This is a genomic window from Caulobacter flavus (genome assembly GCF_003722335.1).
In the GTDB taxonomy this organism is placed as follows: domain Bacteria; phylum Pseudomonadota; class Alphaproteobacteria; order Caulobacterales; family Caulobacteraceae; genus Caulobacter; species Caulobacter flavus.
The window spans coordinates 4,353,568-4,369,445 of sequence record NZ_CP026100.1 but is presented as its reverse complement, the minus strand read 5'-3'; the positions used below and the strand labels follow the sequence as shown (position 1 = coordinate 4,369,445).

The following is a 15,878-nucleotide window of genomic DNA, read 5'->3' as shown; positions in this document are numbered from 1 at the left end:
CAGACCTTGGCGATCCTGTCGAGGTCTGAGCGGTTGAACCATGGATCCTGGGCACAAGGCCCAGGAAGGCAGTTTGGGTGAGATCGCCGGGCTAGGCGACGCTTACCGCTCGGGAAATACGGCTTTCCGCTTCTCCAGGAACGCCGAGCGCCCCTCGATGAAGTCCGGCGACGTGACCGACGCCACGAAGGCTGCTCGTGTCGCGGCGTCGTCCTCGACCGCCCCGGACAGGATCGCCCGGATCGTCGCCTTGATCGCCCGCACCGAGCGCTGCGAGGCCGCCGCTATCTCGGCCGCCTTGGTCGCGACGGCGGTCTGGATGTCAGCTTCTACCGCGTCGACGAGAGCCAGCCGCAGCGCTTCGTCAGCGCCTAGCAGTCTCCCCGTGAACAGGATGTCCCGGGCCGCCGAAGCGCCGACGGCGTCCACCAGGCGCTTGGTGTCTTCGAGGCTGTAGGTGAGGCCGAGCTTGGCCGGCGTGATCGCCAGGCGCGCGTTCGGCGCGGCGATCCGCAGGTCGCAGGCCAGGGCGACGGCCAGGCCGCCGCCGACGCAGGCGCCTTCGATGGCCGCGATGACAGGCTTCTCCAGCCCCGCGATCGCGCCGATCCCGGCCGCGATGGCGGCATTGTAGTCGGCGGCGCTTTGCGGCGTCGCATAGACCGCCTCGAACTCGCCGATGTCGGCGCCGGCGGCAAAGTGTCCGCCGCGTCCCGTCACGACCAGCACCTTGGCGTCGGAAGCGGTGAAGGCCACGCAGGCCTCGGGCAGGGCGCGCCACATGGCCAGTGTGATGGCGTTACGCTTGGCCGGCCGGTCGAAGGCCAGGGTCGCGACCTCGCCGTCGACCGACAGGGTCAGGGCGCCGTCGGCGTAGGCGGTCATCGGAAAGCCTCCGGAACGGTGGCGGACGGCAGGGCCTGCGACAGGCGCGCGGCCAGGGCCTGGGTAGCGCCTTCGGCCCTGCCGATCAGGTGCAGCGACAGGGGCAGGCCATTCGCTTCGCCGCTGGGCAGGGCATAGGTCGGCGCGCCCAGCACGTTGCCCAAGGCCGTCAGGTCGGCCTGGCTGGCTGGGATGGCTCCGTCGAAGGCGAAGGCCTGCTGCGGCGTCGTCGGGGTCAGGATCCCGGCGTATGGTGCTGTCGTGACTAGAATTTTACGCCTCGTCTCAGTCAGCAGCCGATAGGCCTCTGCGAGCCTGGCCGGGGTCTGGCGCGCGCCCCAAGCCAGCAGCGAGCGAAGTTCCGGGGTGAAGCCTTCCGGATCCAGCGCGAGGGCGCGACGGTGCTCGATCCCGCCCTCGACTTCGCTGATAAGCAGACCCGCGCGCCGCAGGGCGCCGAGGTCCAGATCCTCGATCCGCAGCCGTTCCAGTCGCCAGCCGGCGCTGGTCAGATCGTCCAGCGTCCGCGCGAAGCCCTCGGCCACCGCCGGTTCCAGCGTCACAAGACCGTCGAGGTCGAGAACCGCCAGCGGCCGATTCTCGGCCGCAGCGACCTCTCCGACGCCGCAGGCGCGCGCCACCAGCGCCGCGTCCTCGGCCGATCGGGCGTGCACGCCCACATGGTCGAGCGTCCAGGACAGGGCCGTGACGCCCTCCGTCGAGATCGCGCCCAGCGCGGGCTTGTAGCCGACCACGCCGCAATAGGACGACGGCAGCCGCACGCTGCCCATGGTGTCGGTGCCCAGCGCCGCGGCGCACAGCCCGGCCGCCACGGCCGCCGCCGAGCCGCCCGAAGAGCCGCCGGGCGTGAACCCGGCGCGGTGCGGGTTGGTGCAGCGGCCCAGGAAAGCGTTGTCGTTGGTCGCGCCCAGCGCGGCCTCGTGCATGTTCAGCGTGCCGAGGATCGCCGCGCCGGCGGCGCGCAGCCGCGCCACGCAGGCCGCGTCGACCGGCGCGACGTTGCGGGCGTAGGCCTTGATCCCGGCGCTGTGGACCAGTCCCTCGACGCCGATGTTGGCCTTTACGGCGATCGGCGCGCCGTCGATCGGCGAACGCGCCTTTCCCTCCGCCCAGCGCCGGGCGCTGGCCCGCGCCTCCGCACGGGCGCCGGCCGCATCGAGCTCGACCACGGCGTTGATCGCGGGATCGAGCCGTTCGATCCGCGCCAGATAGGCCTCGGTCACGTCGACTGGGCTGACGCCGCTTGCGTAGAGCGCCGGCAGGCCCGCGACGCCAGCGGCGACGATTGGGTCGGAGAAGCCTGTCACCTCAGTAGCGCTCGTCGATCAGGCGGATCGGCTTCTGGCGCACGTCGATCTGGGTCAGGCCCGCCGTCGCGCCCTTGGGGGCCAGTTCGACCTCGACCTCGATGCCGATCTTGCGCTTTAGGATCTCGCCGTAGAAGCCCGCGATATCTCGCCATTCGTCAGTCGGCGCCGTGGTCTCGGCGGTGACGGCGAAGCTGTCGCGGCCCGTGGCGTCGCGGCGCGCGCGGCAGATGAACTCGCCGGCGAAGCCCGGCGCGTGCTCAAGCATCGCGCCGACTCCCTGCGGGAAGATGTTGATCCCGCGGATCTTGACCATGTTGTCCGAGCGCCCGAGGAAGCCCTCGATCCGCTGGAACACGACGTCGATCGACGAGGGCTTGGGGATCGCCCGCGTCACGTCGTGGGTGTTGAAGCGGATCAGCGGATAGAGGTCGTCCTTGAACAGGCAGGTGACGACCATGTCGCCCAGTTCGCCGGGCGCAACGGCCGCGCCGGTGTCGATATCGCAGATCTCCAGGTAGTGGGCGTCCTCGTGGACGTAGAGGCCGTCCCGGTCGGGACCCTCGCCGGCGATCAGGCCGGTGTCGCCCACGCCGTACCAGTCGAAGCACTTGGCGCCGCCCCAGGCCTTCTCCATCGCGGCGCGGTCCTCGCGGCCCAGGTGCGCCGAGATCAGCCGCACGGGAATGTCGCGGCCAGGCTCGATGCCCATCTCGACGGCGGTATCGGCCAGCTTCTTGAGATAGTCGCCAAAGCCCACCAGCACGGTGGCCCCAAAGCGCTTCATGATCTCGACCTGCTGGGCCGAACGGGTTTCGACGCCCGTGCCGGCCGACAGGAAGACGGCGCTGGTCCAGCGGGTGACGGCCTCGCGCACATAGTGGCCGCCGTTGATCATGCCGTGACCGTAGACCGAATGGACCACGTCGTCCGGAGCCAGGCCCTGGAACTGGTAGTTTCGGGCCAGCAGCAGGCTCTGCACCTCGCGGCTCTTGGGGCCGAACAGCAGCACCTGGGGCGAGCCGGTGGTGCCCGAGGTGGTGTGCAGCATCACGGGCGGTCGCCGGCCTTCGGGATAGCCCTCGAAGCCGGCGAAGTCGCCGAACGGCGGGGCCTGTTCCAGCGAGGCCATGATGTCGGACTTGTCGAAGCTGGGAAGCCTCTGCAGGTCGTCCAGCGAACGGATGTCGCCGGGCTCGACGCCCGCCGAGCCCCACAGGCGCTGATAGAAGGGCGTCTTCCAGGCGCGATCCACGCAGCGCAGGAACAGGCGGTTCTGCAGCGCTCGCAGCTCATCGCGGCTGGTGGTCGTGGCGAAGCGCGTGAACGCCTCGCCGATCGGGTGGTCGGCGACGATGGCGGGGTAGTCGAGCGACTGCCAGTAGGTCTGGTGGGACATGCTTAACCTTGGGAACTCAGCCGCCGCTGGCGAGGAGGAAGGCCTCGCGGGCGTCGGCCAGGGTGTCGAAGCGGTCGAAGAGGTCGGTCAGGGGCGCGTGGACCGCCTCCATGCCGACGAAGGCCAGGCACGAGCGGGCCTTTTCCAGATGCTCGTCGCGGCTCATCGGGAAGTCGGGCGAGCCGAGCTGGGATGTGACGTCCAAGGCGATCTCGCGGCCGTCCTTCAGGAGGGCGATCGCACGGGCGGGCACGAAGGCGGCGGGATCTGGATTGCCGTCGCTCTCGACGACGATGCGCGCGGCCAGGGCCAGCACCTCGGGCTCGTTCAGCCGCTGGGGCGTGTAGTCGTCCAGGTCCACGCGACCGCGAGCCAGCATCACGGCGGCCAGATAGGGCAGGCACAGGCGGGCATAGGCCGTGTCCATCTCCGGCTTGGCGACACGGCCGACCAGATGACGGATCAGCGGCGGGGCCGAGTAGGTCAGGCTCGCAAGATCGGCGGGCGCTACGCCGTGCTCCGTCGCCAGTTTGCGCACGGCGACCAGGCCGCCATGGCAGGCGCGGCCGGTCGGGAAGGGCTTGCAGGAGACCTCGGCGATGCGATGGCGGCTCCTGAGGTCCGCCAGCACCGGTTTGAGGTCGAACCCCGCCTCGAACAGCGGTAGGTAGCCGAACGGTCCCTCCAGCCAGTCGCGCGGCCCCGGCAGGCCGGCCTCCGCCACGTCGATCGCCTGCAGGGCCGAGCGGGCGGCCGCGGCGACCTGAACGGGCAGGGCGGGCTTGCCCTCGGTGTGGGCCTGCATCGTGCCGCTGGCGAAGGCCAGGGCGTAGCCCATGGCGTCCATCGCCGTCTGGCACGGCAGGCGCTTCAGCCGCGCCAGGGCCGCCGTCGCGCCGAACACCCCCGCCGTGGCCGGCCGGAAGAAGCGCAGGGCGGTCGTTGCAGCGACCCCCAGCGCGATGGCCACGTCGACGCCGGCGACCATGGCCGCCAGCACCTCTTCGCCTGTGTAGGGCCCCGAACGATCAAGCTCGGCGATCAGGGCCGGCACGATGGTCGGCAGCGGATGCAGCACGGCCTGCTCGTGTACGGAGTCGTACTCCTGGCCATGCAGCTGGAAGGCGTTGACGAAGGCCGCCTGCGCCGGCGGCAGACGCACGCCCGGACGGCCAAGCACCAGCCCCTGGCCTTCACCGCCCCAGCCGCGCGCGGCTGTGAGGATGGCGCCGGAATAGGTCGCGCCGGCGCCGGCCGCGCCCACGGCCACGGCGTCGTGCAGCAGTCGTCTGGCGTCGGCCTGGACGGCGGCGGGCAGGGCGTCCCAGCGCAGGGATAGGGCGTGGTCGACGAGGGCTTCGGCGGCGGCGGTCATGGGGCGACGCTAGCAGCGGCTTCGGCGCGTCTCGGATCGGCCTACCGGTTTGCGCGCACAGCGGACAGCGGTGCGGCTGTCCGCCTGTCGGCCAAACGTCAAATCCCCGTCACGCGCGGGCGAGACGGGTTCAGCCTTCCGTTGGCGGACCTTCCGGGGGGATTGTCCGCGATACAGGAGAGCCGCCATGCTGATGCGCGTTCTGTTGTTGCTGACAACCGCGTTCCTGATGATGGAAGCCGGGCCCATGCTGCTCGATCAGATGGAACGCGAGCGGACGGGCTCCTGACGTCTTCCTCAAACTCGGACTTGTCATCCCGGAGCTCTGGCCGGGATGACAAGCTTTTGAGGGGGCGCGCCCAGGTTGGATCGGCTCAGCGTGTCAGGCGAAAACCTCGCCCTTCGACAGGCGCCCAGCCTGGATGCCGATGATGCCTACCGCGTCCGCCAGCCCGCCGGGCCCGCGCCCAGAGCGGGGGGAGCCGGGTCGATCACCGCGGGCTCCCGGTTGAACAGGATAGGCGTGCCGACGATCTCGTTGCCCTCGGCGTCGCGCGACAGCATGCCCCGCGCGGCCATGGCAGGATCGTCGAAGGCTTCCTTGAGGGTGCGGACGGGGGCGAAGCAGACGTCGCGGCCGTCGAACCAGGCTTCCCATTCGGCCCGGCTCCTGGTGATGAAGGCCTCGCGCAGGAAGGCCCGCAGCGGCTCCTGGCCAGGGCCGGGCTGAAGCTCGGCGTAGGGCAGCAGATCGAGGCGCTCCAGACCCGCCAGCAGGTTGCGGGCGAACTTCAGCTCCGAGCCGCCCAGGCAGATCCATTGGCCGTCGGCGCATTCGTAGAGGCCGTACATGGCGTTGCCGCCCCACGAGCGTTCGTCTTTCGGTACGTGCGCCTCGCCGGTGGCGAAGATCTTGCCGGTGACGTTGGGCGTCCAGGCCAGCAGGCTGTCGTACATGGCCACGTCCAGGTAGTCGCCCAGGCCCGTCTTCTCGCGCCGCAGCAGGGCCATCAGCACGCCCGACAGGGCAGTGAGCGAGGCCAGGGCGTCGGCCACGGGCATGTTGGGTGGGGTGGGCTTGCCGTCAAAGCCTTCGCTGAGCGACACCATGCCGGCCAGGGCCTGCACCGCGATGTCGTGGGCGGGGCGGTCGCGATAGGGACCGGTCTGGCCGAAGGCCGAGATCGCCAAATAGACGATGCCCGGATTGCGTGCCTTCACCGCCTCGTAGTCGAAGCCCAGGCGGCCGATCACGCCGGGCCGGAAGGCCTCGACCACCACGTCGGCCTCCGCGGCCAGATCGAGGAGCAGCGCGCGGCCCTCGGCGGACTTCAGATCCACCTGGATGCTGCGCTTGCCGCGGCTGGTGTTGCGGAACCAGACGCTCGTCCCGTTCTTGCGGTAGCCGATCTCGCGGGCGGGATCGCCCTCGCCGGGCGGCTCGACCTTCAGCACGTCCGCGCCGTGGTCGGCCATCATCAGGGTCAGCATCGGCCCCGGCAGGAAGAACGACAGGTCGAGAACGCGGACGCCTTCCAGCTTCACGAAGATGCTCCCCCAATGGATTTCAAGATTTCGTCGGTGTGCTCGCCGAGCTTGGGCGCGCGAGCACCCGGCATCCGCTCGCCGCCGATCTTCACGGGGCAGGCCAGCATGGCCAAGCCTTCCGCTCGGTCAGGATGGGCGACGACGTCGCGCATGCCGACCTCGGCCACGAACGGATTGTCCAGGGCGTCCATCATCTCGAGGATCGGCGCGAACGGCACCTTGCCGCCCAGCAGGGCGGTCCAGTCGGCCGTCGTCCTGGTTTCGAACAGGGCGTCCATGGCCTCGCTCAGCGCCGGACGGTTGGCGTGGCGGCTGGGGATGTCGGCGAAGCGCGGGTCGGCCTTCAGCGCGGCGGCGCCGGCCAGGTCGCACAGCGCCTCCCAGAACTTCGGGGTCTGGCACATGACCAGGCCCCAGCCGTCGGCCGTCTTCACCGCCTGCGACGGCGCGATCGACGGGTGGGCGCCTCGCGGCAGGCGCTGGACCTTGTAGCCCTCGTTCATCGCCCAGACGGCGGGATAGGACAGCTGGTGCAAAGCAACGTCGAACAGCGAGACGTCGACGTCGCAGCCTTCGCCCGTGGTGCGGGCCGAGAGCAGGGCGCTGACCACACCGAAGGCCAGCATGGTTCCGGTCATGAAGTCGACCATCGACACGCCCAGCCGCGCTGGCGGGGCGTCGGGCTCGCCGGTCAGGCTCATCAGCCCGGCCTCGGCCTGCATCAGATAGTCGTAGCCCGGCCAGCCGGCCCGGCTGTTGCCGCGCCCGTAGGCGGAAAGGTGGCCGCAGACGATGGCGGGGTTCACGCCCTTCAGGTCGTCATAGGTGAGGCAAAGCTTGCCCGGCTGGTCGCCGCGCAGATTGTCGACCACCATGTCGGCGGCCGCCACCAGACGCTCGAAGGCCGCGCGGCCCTCGGGGGTCTTGATGTCCAGCGCGATGGACTTCTTCGACCGCGAGAAGGTCTGGAAGAACTGGCTGTCGGCCTGGCCCAGAAAGAACGGGCCGGTGGCGCGGCTGACGTCGCCGCCCATGGCCGGGGCCTCGATCTTGACGACCTGCGCGCCCAGTTCGGCCATCAGCTGAGTGGCGTAGGGACCGGCGCCGTACTGCTCGACGGCCAGCACCTTGATCCCGGCGAGCGGGCGGCGAACGTCTCCAGACATCAGACCGGGTTCCGAGCCACGAGCTGGCGGGCGATGATGATCCGCTGCATCTCGTTGGTGCCTTCGCCGATGCACATCAGCGGAGCGTCGCGGAACAGCCGCTCGATCGGATATTCCTTCGAGTAGCCATAGGCGCCGTGGATGCGCATGGCCTCGGTGGCCACCTCCAGCGCCGTCTCCGACGCGAAGTACTTGGCCATGCCGGCTTCCATGTCGACGCGCTCGCCGCGGTCGTAGGCCTTGGCGGCGTCTTCCACGAGCAGCTCCGAGGCACGGGTCTTGGCGCCCATCTCGCCCAGCTTCAGCTGGATGGCCTGGTGCTGGGCGATCGGCTTGCCCATGGTCTTGCGGACCTGGGCGTACTTGACGCTCTCCATCAGCGCGCGCCTGGCGATGCCGACCGAGCGGGCGGCCACGTTGATGCGGCCGATCTCCAGACCGCCGGTGGCCATCAGGAAGCCCTGGCCCTCCTCGCCGCCGACGAGGCACAGCTCGGCGTCGCAGCGATAGTCCTCGAACACGAACTCGCCGCTGTCGATGCCCTTGTAGCCCAGCTTCTCCAGCTTGCGACCGTTCTGCACGCCCGGCAGGGGCACGCGGGTCACCGGATCGATCTTGGGGGTGATGAGCATGCTCATCCCCTTATGGCGCGGCTGGGCCTCGGGATCGGTCTTTACCAGCAGGGCCGAGACGTGGCCCTCGATGGCGTTGGTGATCCAGGTCTTGGTCCCGTTGACCACGTAGTCGGCGCCGTCGCGCCTGGCGGTGGTGCGGATGCCCTGGAGGTCGGTGCCGGCGTCCGGCTCGGTAAGGCCCAGGCACCCGCGCATCTCGCCGCTGGCGAAGCGGGGCAGCCAGAAGTCCTTTTGCTTCTGCGTACCGAACTTCTGGACGACCATGGCCATCATCAGGTGCGAGTTGAACACGCCCGTCAGGCTCATCCACTCGGCGCTGATCCTGGTGACGATCCGCGAATAGGTCAGGGCCGAAAGCCCAAGGCCGCCGTACTCGGGGTCGATCAGGGCCCCGAACAGGCCCAGGTCCTTCATGTCCTCGACCAGCTCGTGCGGGTATTCGTCGTCGTGCTCGAGCTTCATCGCCACGGGGGCGACCTTCTTCTCGAGCCACTTGTCGATGGCGTCGAGGATGGCGCGTTCGTCGGCCTCGGAGATCTCGCTCATCCTAGTAGTTCCCGACCTTGTCCTCGACGGCGTGGCCGCGCGCCGGGATCAGCATGTTGCGCTTGAAGGTGCAGACGACCGTGCCGTCCTGGTTGATGCCGGTCGTCAGGATGGTGACGATGCCCTGGCCGGGGCGCGACTTGCTCTCGCGCTTGGCCAGCACCTCGCTCTCGCCATAGATCGTGTCGCCGGCGAACACCGGGGCGCTGAACTTCACCTCGTCCATGCCCAGGTTGGCGATGGCCTTCTGCGAGACGTCGGTCACGCTCATGCCGATCAGCAGGGCCAGGGTGTAGGGGCTGACCACCAGGTTCTTCTTGAACTCCGAGGCCTTGGCGAACTCGGCGTCGAAGTGCATCGGGTGGGTGTTGAGCGTCAGCAGGGTGAAGAGGTGGTTGTCGTACTCGGTCACCGTCTTGCCGGGGCGGTGCTCGTAGACGTCGCCGACGATGAAGTCCTCGAAATAGCGGCCGAAGGTCTCGCGGTAGCGCTGAGGACCGACCTCTTTCCAGTTCTGCGACACGGGGATTCTCCTAGGGACTAAGCGCGGTCGAGCACGCGGCGGGCCGCGCGGATGACCGGCAGTTCGATCAGCTTGCCATCCAGCAGGGCAGCGGCCCCGCCGGCGGCGTCGAAGGCCTCGACCACGCGCCGGGCGCGCTCGACCTCGGCGGGCGAGGGGGTGTAGGCGGCGTTCACCGCGGCCACCTGGGCCGGGTGGATGCAGGACCGGCCGGTGAAGCCCAGGGCCTTGGCCCGCAGGGTCGAGGCGGTCAGGTCGTCGGGATCGGAAAGGTTCAGGTGCGGCACGTCCAGCGATGCCAGGCCCGAGCGGGCGCAGGCGGCGACCAGCGTGCTCCGCCCCAGCAGCAGGGCGTCCCAGTCCATGGTCGAGCTCAGGTCGGCCGAAAGGTCCGCCCCGCCGAACAGGGCGCCGGCCACGCTGGGCGCGGCGCAGATCTCGTAGGCCCGGCGCAGACCCTCGGCCGACTCGATCACGGGCCACAGGGGCAGGCCCGGCAGCAGTTCCCCGGCCGTCAGCAGGTCTTCGGGCGCGGCGACCTTCGGGATCATCAGGAAGTCGGGGCGCGCCTGGCTCTCGACCAGGGCGACGAGGTCCTTCAGCCCCTCCAGCGTGCGTACGCCGTTGATCCGCAGCCCGACCCTGGCGGTGCGAGGTTCCGTCAGGAAGGCGAGAGCGGCGGACCGCGCCTGCGCCTTGCCGGCCGGCGGCACGGCGTCTTCCAGGTCGATGCAGACGGCGTCGGCGCCGGCGTCCAGCGCCTTGCCGAAGCGATCCGGGCGCGTCCCGGGCACGAAGAGCAGCGAGCGAAAGGTCATAGGCGTCAATCGCCTATCGGCACGGCCTCAGCGAACGCCTGGGCGATTTTTCTCCGACAGGCGATCCAAACGCCGTCCTTGGCGGTCACGTGGTCCAGGAACTTGCGGAAGGCGCCGATCCGGCCCGGACGGCCGATGATCCGCAGATGCAGCCCCAGGCTCATCATCCGCGCGCCGACCTCCTGGCTCTCGGCGTGCAACTCGTCGAAGGTGGCCACGGCGTAGTCCAGCCAGTCCTTGGCGGTCAGCGAAGGGGCCAGCCAGAACTTCATGTCATTGGAGTCCATGGCGTAGGGCAGGATGACCATGGGCTTTGACTGGCCGTCCGAGGTCTCGACGCGGTCCCAGAAGGGAAAGTCGTCGGAGTAGTCGTCCATGTGATAGCTGAACCCGGCCTCGGCCAGCAGGCGGCGGGTATGGTCGGTGTGCAGGTAGCGCGACAGCCAGCCCGACGGGCGCGTGCCGATCGTCTGCTCTATCGAGTCAGCGGCCTTGGTGATGAACTCGCGCTCTTTGGCCTCGTCCATCCAGAACTGGTGGGTCCAGCGATAGCCGTGGGCTGCCACTTCGTCGCTGCGGGCGCGGATGGCGGCGGCCAGGTCCGGGGCGCGCTCCAGGGCCAGGGCGGCGGCGGTCCAGGTCGCCTCGACGCCGTACTGATCCAGGATGCGCAGGATGCGCGGCGCGCCGGCCTTGACGCCGTAGAGATAGTTGCTCTCGCTGCCGTGCATCCGCATCGGCTTCTTCGGGACCGCGCCCAACTCGTCGACCGGCTCGGGGCCCTTGTCGCCGTCGCGGATGTTGTGCTCGGCGCCTTCCTCGACATTGACCACGATCGACAGGGCTAGGCGCGAGCCGTCCGGCCAGCGGAAGTCGACAGGTGCGGGCATGGGGCTTTCTCCGTTGGGCGAACAGTTCGCTCGCGGCGCTCGCGCCTCGACGGGCGGCGATCCAGCGTGCGGCCTCAAATCTTCACGGCGGCGCCCTGGCCGCAACGGAGGGAGCGCCTCATGGCCGTCACGCGGATTGTCGCCCTGTTCAACCTGAAGCCCGGCGTCTCGGTCGCGTCTTACGAGGCCTGGGCGAAGGAGCGCGACCTGCCGACGGTCAACGGCCTGAAGTCCATCGACAAGTTCGAGGTCTTCCGCTCGGCCGCCCTGCTCGGGACCGACGCGCCGCCCCCTTATCAGTACGTGGAGATCATCGACGTCGCCGACATGGACGCCTTCGGGACCGACGTGGCGAGCGAGGCGATGCAGGCGATCGCCGCCGAGTTCCAGGCCCTGGCCGACACCACCTTCATCGTCACCGAGAAGGTGGGTTGAGCGTGGCGGGACGTTTCGCGGGCAAGACGGCGGTCGTCACCGGGTCCGGTCGGCGCGGAGGCCTGGGGGAGGCCATCGCACGACGCCTGGCGCAGGAGGGAGCGGCGGTGGTCGTCTCCGACATCGGTCGCTCCGTCGATCCTTCTACGCCTGCCGGCATGATCGGCGGGACCGAGGAGATGGAGGCGATCGCCGCCGATCTGCGCCAGTACGGCGGGTCGGCCAGCATCCGGCCCTGCGACGTACGTCGTTGGGAAGAGGTCCGGGCGCTGGCCGACCATGCCGTGGAGGCCCACGGCTCGCTCGACATCTGGGTCAACAACGCCGGCATCGGCTACATCATGAAGCCGCTGATGGAGGTCCGTCCCGAGGACTGGTCGGCGGTCATCGACGTCAATCTGACCGGCTGCTTCTTCGGCCTTAAGGCCGCCGCCGAGGTGATGATCCCGCAAGGGCGCGGTGGTCGCATCGTCAACATCGCCAGCCAGGCGGCCAAGTCGGGCTTCCCGCACGCCCAGGCCTACACCGCTTCCAAGCACGGCCTGGTGGGCCTGACCCGCTCGGCCGCCATTGAGCTGGGCGCGCACCAGATCACCGTCAACAACGTCTGCCCCAACCACGTGACCACGGGGCTGGGCGCCTGGCAGAACGAGTACTTCGCCAAGGTCACCGGCGCGGCCTCGGTCGAGGCCTATCTGGCCGCCATGGCCGCCCGCATCCCGCTGGGCCGGGCCGGCAAGCCCGAGGACACCGCCGACGCCGTGGCCTTCCTGTGCTCGGACGAGGCAAAGTACATCACCGCCGAGAGCATGAACGTCTCCGGCGGCGAGGAGCCGCACTAGGCGCTCGGCAACGCCATTCCTCCGGCAGGCGGATTGTCCAACGAGTCGCGGACTTGGGCCGCACCCTCGTCGCTAGGGTCGGTGGAGAGCCCTGAATCTCAGGCTGCCGGAGCGTATCGATCATGACCAAGACCCTGGAAGTCGTCCTCAAGCGTGTCATCGAGGACGTGCCCGTCGCCGCCGATTTCGAGGTGGTCGAGCGCGCCGCCCCGACCAGCGCCCCGGCCGGCCAGCTGCTGGTGCGGGTGCTGTATCTTTCGCTCGACCCCTATCTCGGCTCGCGCCTGCGCGGCCGGCACATGGGCGAGCCGCGTCCGGCCCCGGGCGAGACCCTCCCTGGTTCTGCCGTCGCCGAGGTCATCGCTTCGGGCCATCCTGACTTCGCGGCCGGCGACCACGTGATCGGCGAGGCCGGCTGGGCGCAGGTGGGCCTGATGGACGCCAAGTTCGCCCGCAAGGTCGACCCGTCGCTGGGCGTCTCCAATCACCTGGGCGTGCTGGGCATGCCGGGCCTGACCGCCTGGGCGGGCGTGACCCAACTGGCCAAGGTGGGGCAGGGCGACGTCTTCACCGTCGATGCGGCCGCCGGCAGCGTCGGCGGCACGGCCGGCCAGATCGCCAAGATCCTCGGCGCCAAGGCCGTCGGCATCGCCGGCGGCGCCGACAAGGTCGCCCAGGTGGTCGAGCGCTACGGCTTCGACGCCGCCGTCGACTATCGCAACGAAGGCTGGGTCGACGAGCTGAAGGCCCTGACCGACGGCGGTCCCACCGTTCACTTCGAGAACGTCGGCCTGCCGATCCTCAACCCGGTGTTCGGCCTGCTGAAGACCTACGGCCGCGTGGTGATCTGCGGTCTGTCGGCCCACTATCACGCCGACGGCCCGCCGCCGCAGTTCGGCCTGGGCCCCATCGTCGGCAAGCGCGCCAGCGTCATGGGCCTGGTGGTCTACGACTTCTATCCTCGCTGGAACGAGTGGGTGAAGACCGCCGAGCCGTGGCTCAAGGAAGGCCGCCTCGTGCAGGTGGAAGACCTGGGCGAAGGCATCGAGTCGGCGCCTGCCCAGTTCGAGCGCCTGATGAAGGGCGCCAATACCGGCAAGACGCTGGTGAAGGTCGCTTAGCGCGCTTCACATCGTCATCCCGGAAAGCCCGACGGGCCTATCCGAAGCTCAGGGGCCGGCGCACTGCGCCGGCCCTTTTCTTGTGTCTCAGGCCTTCCCGAACTTCGCGTACAGCGCCGCCGCGGCCAGGTTGAACGCCGCCGGGGCGTAGGCGAAGGCCACGGCCACGCCGACCAGGGCCGAACCCGGCTGAGGCGCTCCGGTCACCGCCAGGGCGCTGGAGAAGCCGAAGGCCGACAGGGCGAGGCCCGTCAGCAGCGTGCCTCCCAGGGCGAAGCCGATCTTGTCGGCCCCGGTCCACAGCGCCGAAAACACGCCGGCCCGGCTTTCGCCATGCTCGGCCTCGTCCAGGGCGATGACGTCCGACAGCAGGCTGTAGCCCATCAGGCTCCAGCCGGAATTGAACAGGGCGAACAGCACCACGACGCCGTAGATCGCGCCCAGCGGCGCGCCGGCCATCACGCCCCACAGCGCCTGGACGACCGCATGGCCCAGGGCCGCGGCGATGTAGATCCGCTTGCGGCCGAACTTCGCCGACAGCTTGATCCACAGCGGCTGGGCCGCGATGACCACGGCGCTCATCGCCAGCACGATCATGCCGATCTGGGTCAGGGCGTCCTTGCGGCCCATGTTGTAGCTGAGGAAGTAGATCATCGCCGCATAGCCCAGGCCCGAGCCGACCAGTTGCAGCAGATAGGCGCCCAGCAGCGGCCGGAAGGCCTTGTCGGTCAGGGCGGTCAGGACGGCCTTGAGGCGCAGCGCAGGCTGGGCGGCGGCCTGGATCACCGGGCGGGGCGAGGCGAGGAACGCGATCAGCAGGCTGACCGCGCAGACGCCCGCCAGCACCAGCGACATCTGCGAGTAGGCCGGCCGTCCGCCGCCCCAGGTCTGCACCAGCACCGGCGCCAGGGCGTTGCCGACCAGCAGGCCGATGGCCGAGAAGCCCATCCGCCAGGCCATGACGACGGTCCGCTCCTTGGGATCGTCCGACAGCTCGGTCCCGATCGCCAGGTACGGCACGGAGAAGGCCCCGAAGACGATCATGTACAGGCTGAAGGCGCCGGCCACATAGGCCGCGCTGGCGGCAGGCGAGCCCTCCGGCACGTGGAACAGGAGAATCAGCGCCAGCGGCGCCAGCACGGCGCCGGCCAGCAGCCACAGGCGGCGCGGAACCTTGGCCTTCCAGCGATCGGATACGAGGCCGACGGTCAGGTCGGAGATCAGGCCCCAGAACAGCTTGGGAAAGAAGATCGCCGCCCCGGCCAGCGCCGGCTCGACTCCCAGCGCATTGGTCATGAAGAACAGCAGCAACAGCGACGGAGCGTCGCGGAAAACCTGGCCGGCGATCTGGCCAGCGCCATAGCCGGCGTGGACGAGCAGGGGCAGGCGGTGGGGCGAGGGCGGTTTGGCGGCGGTCATGGCGCGGATCCGGTGGCTGGGATCCCGGGACGCTAGGCGCGAAACGCCACCTTAAGCGGCCGTGCGTGACGGCGCCCGACTGTCGGACAGTTCTTGATTGGCGCTTGGTGGGATTGCGTCAGGCAACGGCGCCGGCCGCTTTCGCGGCCATCCGGCTTCAGATCAATAAATCGAAGAGAGAATGGTGGGTGTACAAGGATTCGAACCTTGGACCCGCTGATTAAGAGTCAGCTGCTCTACCAACTGAGCTATACACCCGTTCGCGTTTCGAAGTCGCTTTCGCGTCCCCGACGGCGAGGCGCGATACATACCCCAAGACGCGGGGAGCGCAATCCAATTTAGACAGGAAGGTGTGGATATATTCGTCGCACCCGGACGAAACCCGCATACGCGCGAAAGCGCCTCCCCGGAGGGGAAGTTCTTATCGGATCAAGTATTGAGGAGAATGGTGGGTGTACAAGGATTCGAACCTTGGACCCGCTGATTAAGAGTCAGCTGCTCTACCAACTGAGCTATACACCCATTCGCGATTCCGAAGCGCTGAAGCGTCCCGGCGGCGAGGCGCGGAACATACGCAATGAATTTGAGAGCGCAAGGACTTTTTCGATGGCCAGGCGAGATATCAGCGGAGCCGTGGATTTCGCTTACCTGGAAGGGTTCGCGATGGGCGACCAGACGGTGATCGAAGAGGTGCTGGCGCTGTTCCGCGAACAGGCGGCGCTGTGGACCCCGATGCTGGACCCTGGCCATCCGGGCTGGCGCGACGCGGTCCACACGGTGAAGGGCGCGGCGCGCGGCGTCGGGGCCAACGCGCTGGGTGAAGTCTGCCAGCGCGCCGAGGACGGCCAGGCCAGCCTCGACGAGGTGAAGACGGCGCTCGACACGGCGTTGCTGGACATCGCCGCCTACGTCCACGAACAGGCGCTAAGGTCCCTGAAGGGATAGGAT

15 protein-coding genes and 2 tRNA genes are annotated in these 15,878 nt (G+C 69.1%); 4 read left to right on the top strand and 13 right to left on the bottom strand.

What is annotated here, in order from left to right; translation table 11 throughout:
• Positions 1–102 precede the first annotated feature (102 nt).
• The 10 genes from C1707_RS19845 to C1707_RS19800 form a co-directional block, all read right to left on the bottom strand.
• Positions 103–885 (bottom strand): enoyl-CoA hydratase/isomerase family protein, encoded by a 783-nt coding sequence (locus C1707_RS19845; protein WP_101715667.1) that lies wholly within the window; start codon positions 883–885, stop codon positions 103–105.
• Positions 882–2,213, bottom strand: coding sequence for an amidase (locus tag C1707_RS19840; protein ID WP_101715666.1), 1,332 nt, complete (start codon positions 2,211–2,213; stop codon positions 882–884). The genes C1707_RS19845 and C1707_RS19840 overlap by 4 nt, the downstream gene beginning before the upstream one ends.
• 1 nt (position 2,214) lies before the next feature.
• Positions 2,215–3,612 (bottom strand): phenylacetate--CoA ligase family protein, encoded by a 1,398-nt coding sequence (locus C1707_RS19835; protein ID WP_101715665.1) that lies wholly within the window; start codon positions 3,610–3,612, stop codon positions 2,215–2,217.
• Positions 3,613–3,628: 16 nt separating this feature from the next.
• A complete protein-coding gene (locus tag C1707_RS19830) occupies positions 3,629–4,987 on the bottom strand; it encodes an MmgE/PrpD family protein (RefSeq protein WP_101715664.1) in 1,359 nt (452 codons plus the stop codon).
• 435 nt (positions 4,988–5,422) lie between these two features.
• Positions 5,423–6,532, bottom strand: coding sequence for a CaiB/BaiF CoA transferase family protein (locus tag C1707_RS19825; protein WP_101715663.1), 1,110 nt, complete (start codon positions 6,530–6,532; stop codon positions 5,423–5,425).
• A complete protein-coding gene (locus tag C1707_RS19820) occupies positions 6,529–7,701 on the bottom strand; it encodes a CaiB/BaiF CoA transferase family protein (RefSeq protein WP_101715662.1) in 1,173 nt (390 codons plus the stop codon). Before C1707_RS19820 ends, C1707_RS19825 begins: the two co-directional genes overlap by 4 nt.
• Positions 7,701–8,882, bottom strand: coding sequence for an acyl-CoA dehydrogenase family protein (locus tag C1707_RS19815; protein ID WP_101715661.1), 1,182 nt, complete (start codon positions 8,880–8,882; stop codon positions 7,701–7,703). The genes C1707_RS19820 and C1707_RS19815 overlap by 1 nt, the downstream gene beginning before the upstream one ends.
• 1 nt (position 8,883) lies before the next feature.
• Positions 8,884–9,405, bottom strand: coding sequence for a MaoC family dehydratase (locus tag C1707_RS19810; RefSeq protein WP_101715660.1), 522 nt, complete (start codon positions 9,403–9,405; stop codon positions 8,884–8,886).
• A 17-nt stretch (positions 9,406–9,422) separates the two neighbouring features.
• Positions 9,423–10,223, bottom strand: a complete 801-nt coding sequence (locus tag C1707_RS19805; protein ID WP_101715659.1) for an HpcH/HpaI aldolase/citrate lyase family protein — start codon at positions 10,221–10,223, stop codon at positions 9,423–9,425.
• 5 nt (positions 10,224–10,228) lie between these two features.
• Positions 10,229–11,113: a polysaccharide deacetylase family protein gene (locus C1707_RS19800; protein ID WP_101715658.1), complete on the bottom strand. Its 885-nt coding sequence runs from the start codon at positions 11,111–11,113 to the stop codon at positions 10,229–10,231.
• 120 nt (positions 11,114–11,233) lie between these two features.
• On the opposite strand from C1707_RS19800, the gene C1707_RS19795 reads away from it, so the two are divergent.
• The 3 genes from C1707_RS19795 to C1707_RS19785 all read left to right on the top strand — a co-directional run bounded on the left by C1707_RS19795 (position 11,234) and on the right by C1707_RS19785 (position 13,511).
• Positions 11,234–11,548, top strand: a complete 315-nt coding sequence (locus tag C1707_RS19795; protein WP_101715657.1) for an REDY-like protein HapK — start codon at positions 11,234–11,236, stop codon at positions 11,546–11,548.
• A 2-nt stretch (positions 11,549–11,550) separates the two neighbouring features.
• Positions 11,551–12,390 (top strand): SDR family NAD(P)-dependent oxidoreductase, encoded by an 840-nt coding sequence (locus tag C1707_RS19790; protein WP_101715656.1) that lies wholly within the window; start codon positions 11,551–11,553, stop codon positions 12,388–12,390.
• 122 nt (positions 12,391–12,512) lie between these two features.
• A complete protein-coding gene (locus C1707_RS19785; protein WP_101715655.1) occupies positions 12,513–13,511 on the top strand; it encodes an MDR family NADP-dependent oxidoreductase in 999 nt (332 codons plus the stop codon).
• An 87-nt stretch (positions 13,512–13,598) separates the two neighbouring features.
• On the opposite strand, the gene C1707_RS19780 is transcribed toward C1707_RS19785, so the two are convergent.
• The 3 genes from C1707_RS19780 to C1707_RS19770 all read right to left on the bottom strand — a co-directional run bounded on the left by C1707_RS19780 (position 13,599) and on the right by C1707_RS19770 (position 15,452).
• The gene (locus C1707_RS19780; RefSeq protein ID WP_101715654.1) at positions 13,599–14,930 is read right to left on the bottom strand and encodes an MFS transporter; all 1,332 of its coding nucleotides are present in this window, start codon (positions 14,928–14,930) and stop codon (positions 13,599–13,601) included.
• Positions 14,931–15,112: 182 nt separating this feature from the next.
• Positions 15,113–15,188 (bottom strand) — tRNA-Lys (locus tag C1707_RS19775).
• A 188-nt stretch (positions 15,189–15,376) separates the two neighbouring features.
• Positions 15,377–15,452: transfer RNA gene (locus C1707_RS19770), tRNA-Lys, on the bottom strand.
• Between the two features lie 84 nt (positions 15,453–15,536).
• Here C1707_RS19770 and C1707_RS19765 point away from each other — a divergent pair.
• Complete coding sequence (locus tag C1707_RS19765; protein WP_101715653.1) at positions 15,537–15,875, top strand: Hpt domain-containing protein; 339 nt, start codon at positions 15,537–15,539, stop codon at positions 15,873–15,875.
• Positions 15,876–15,878 lie beyond the last annotated feature (3 nt).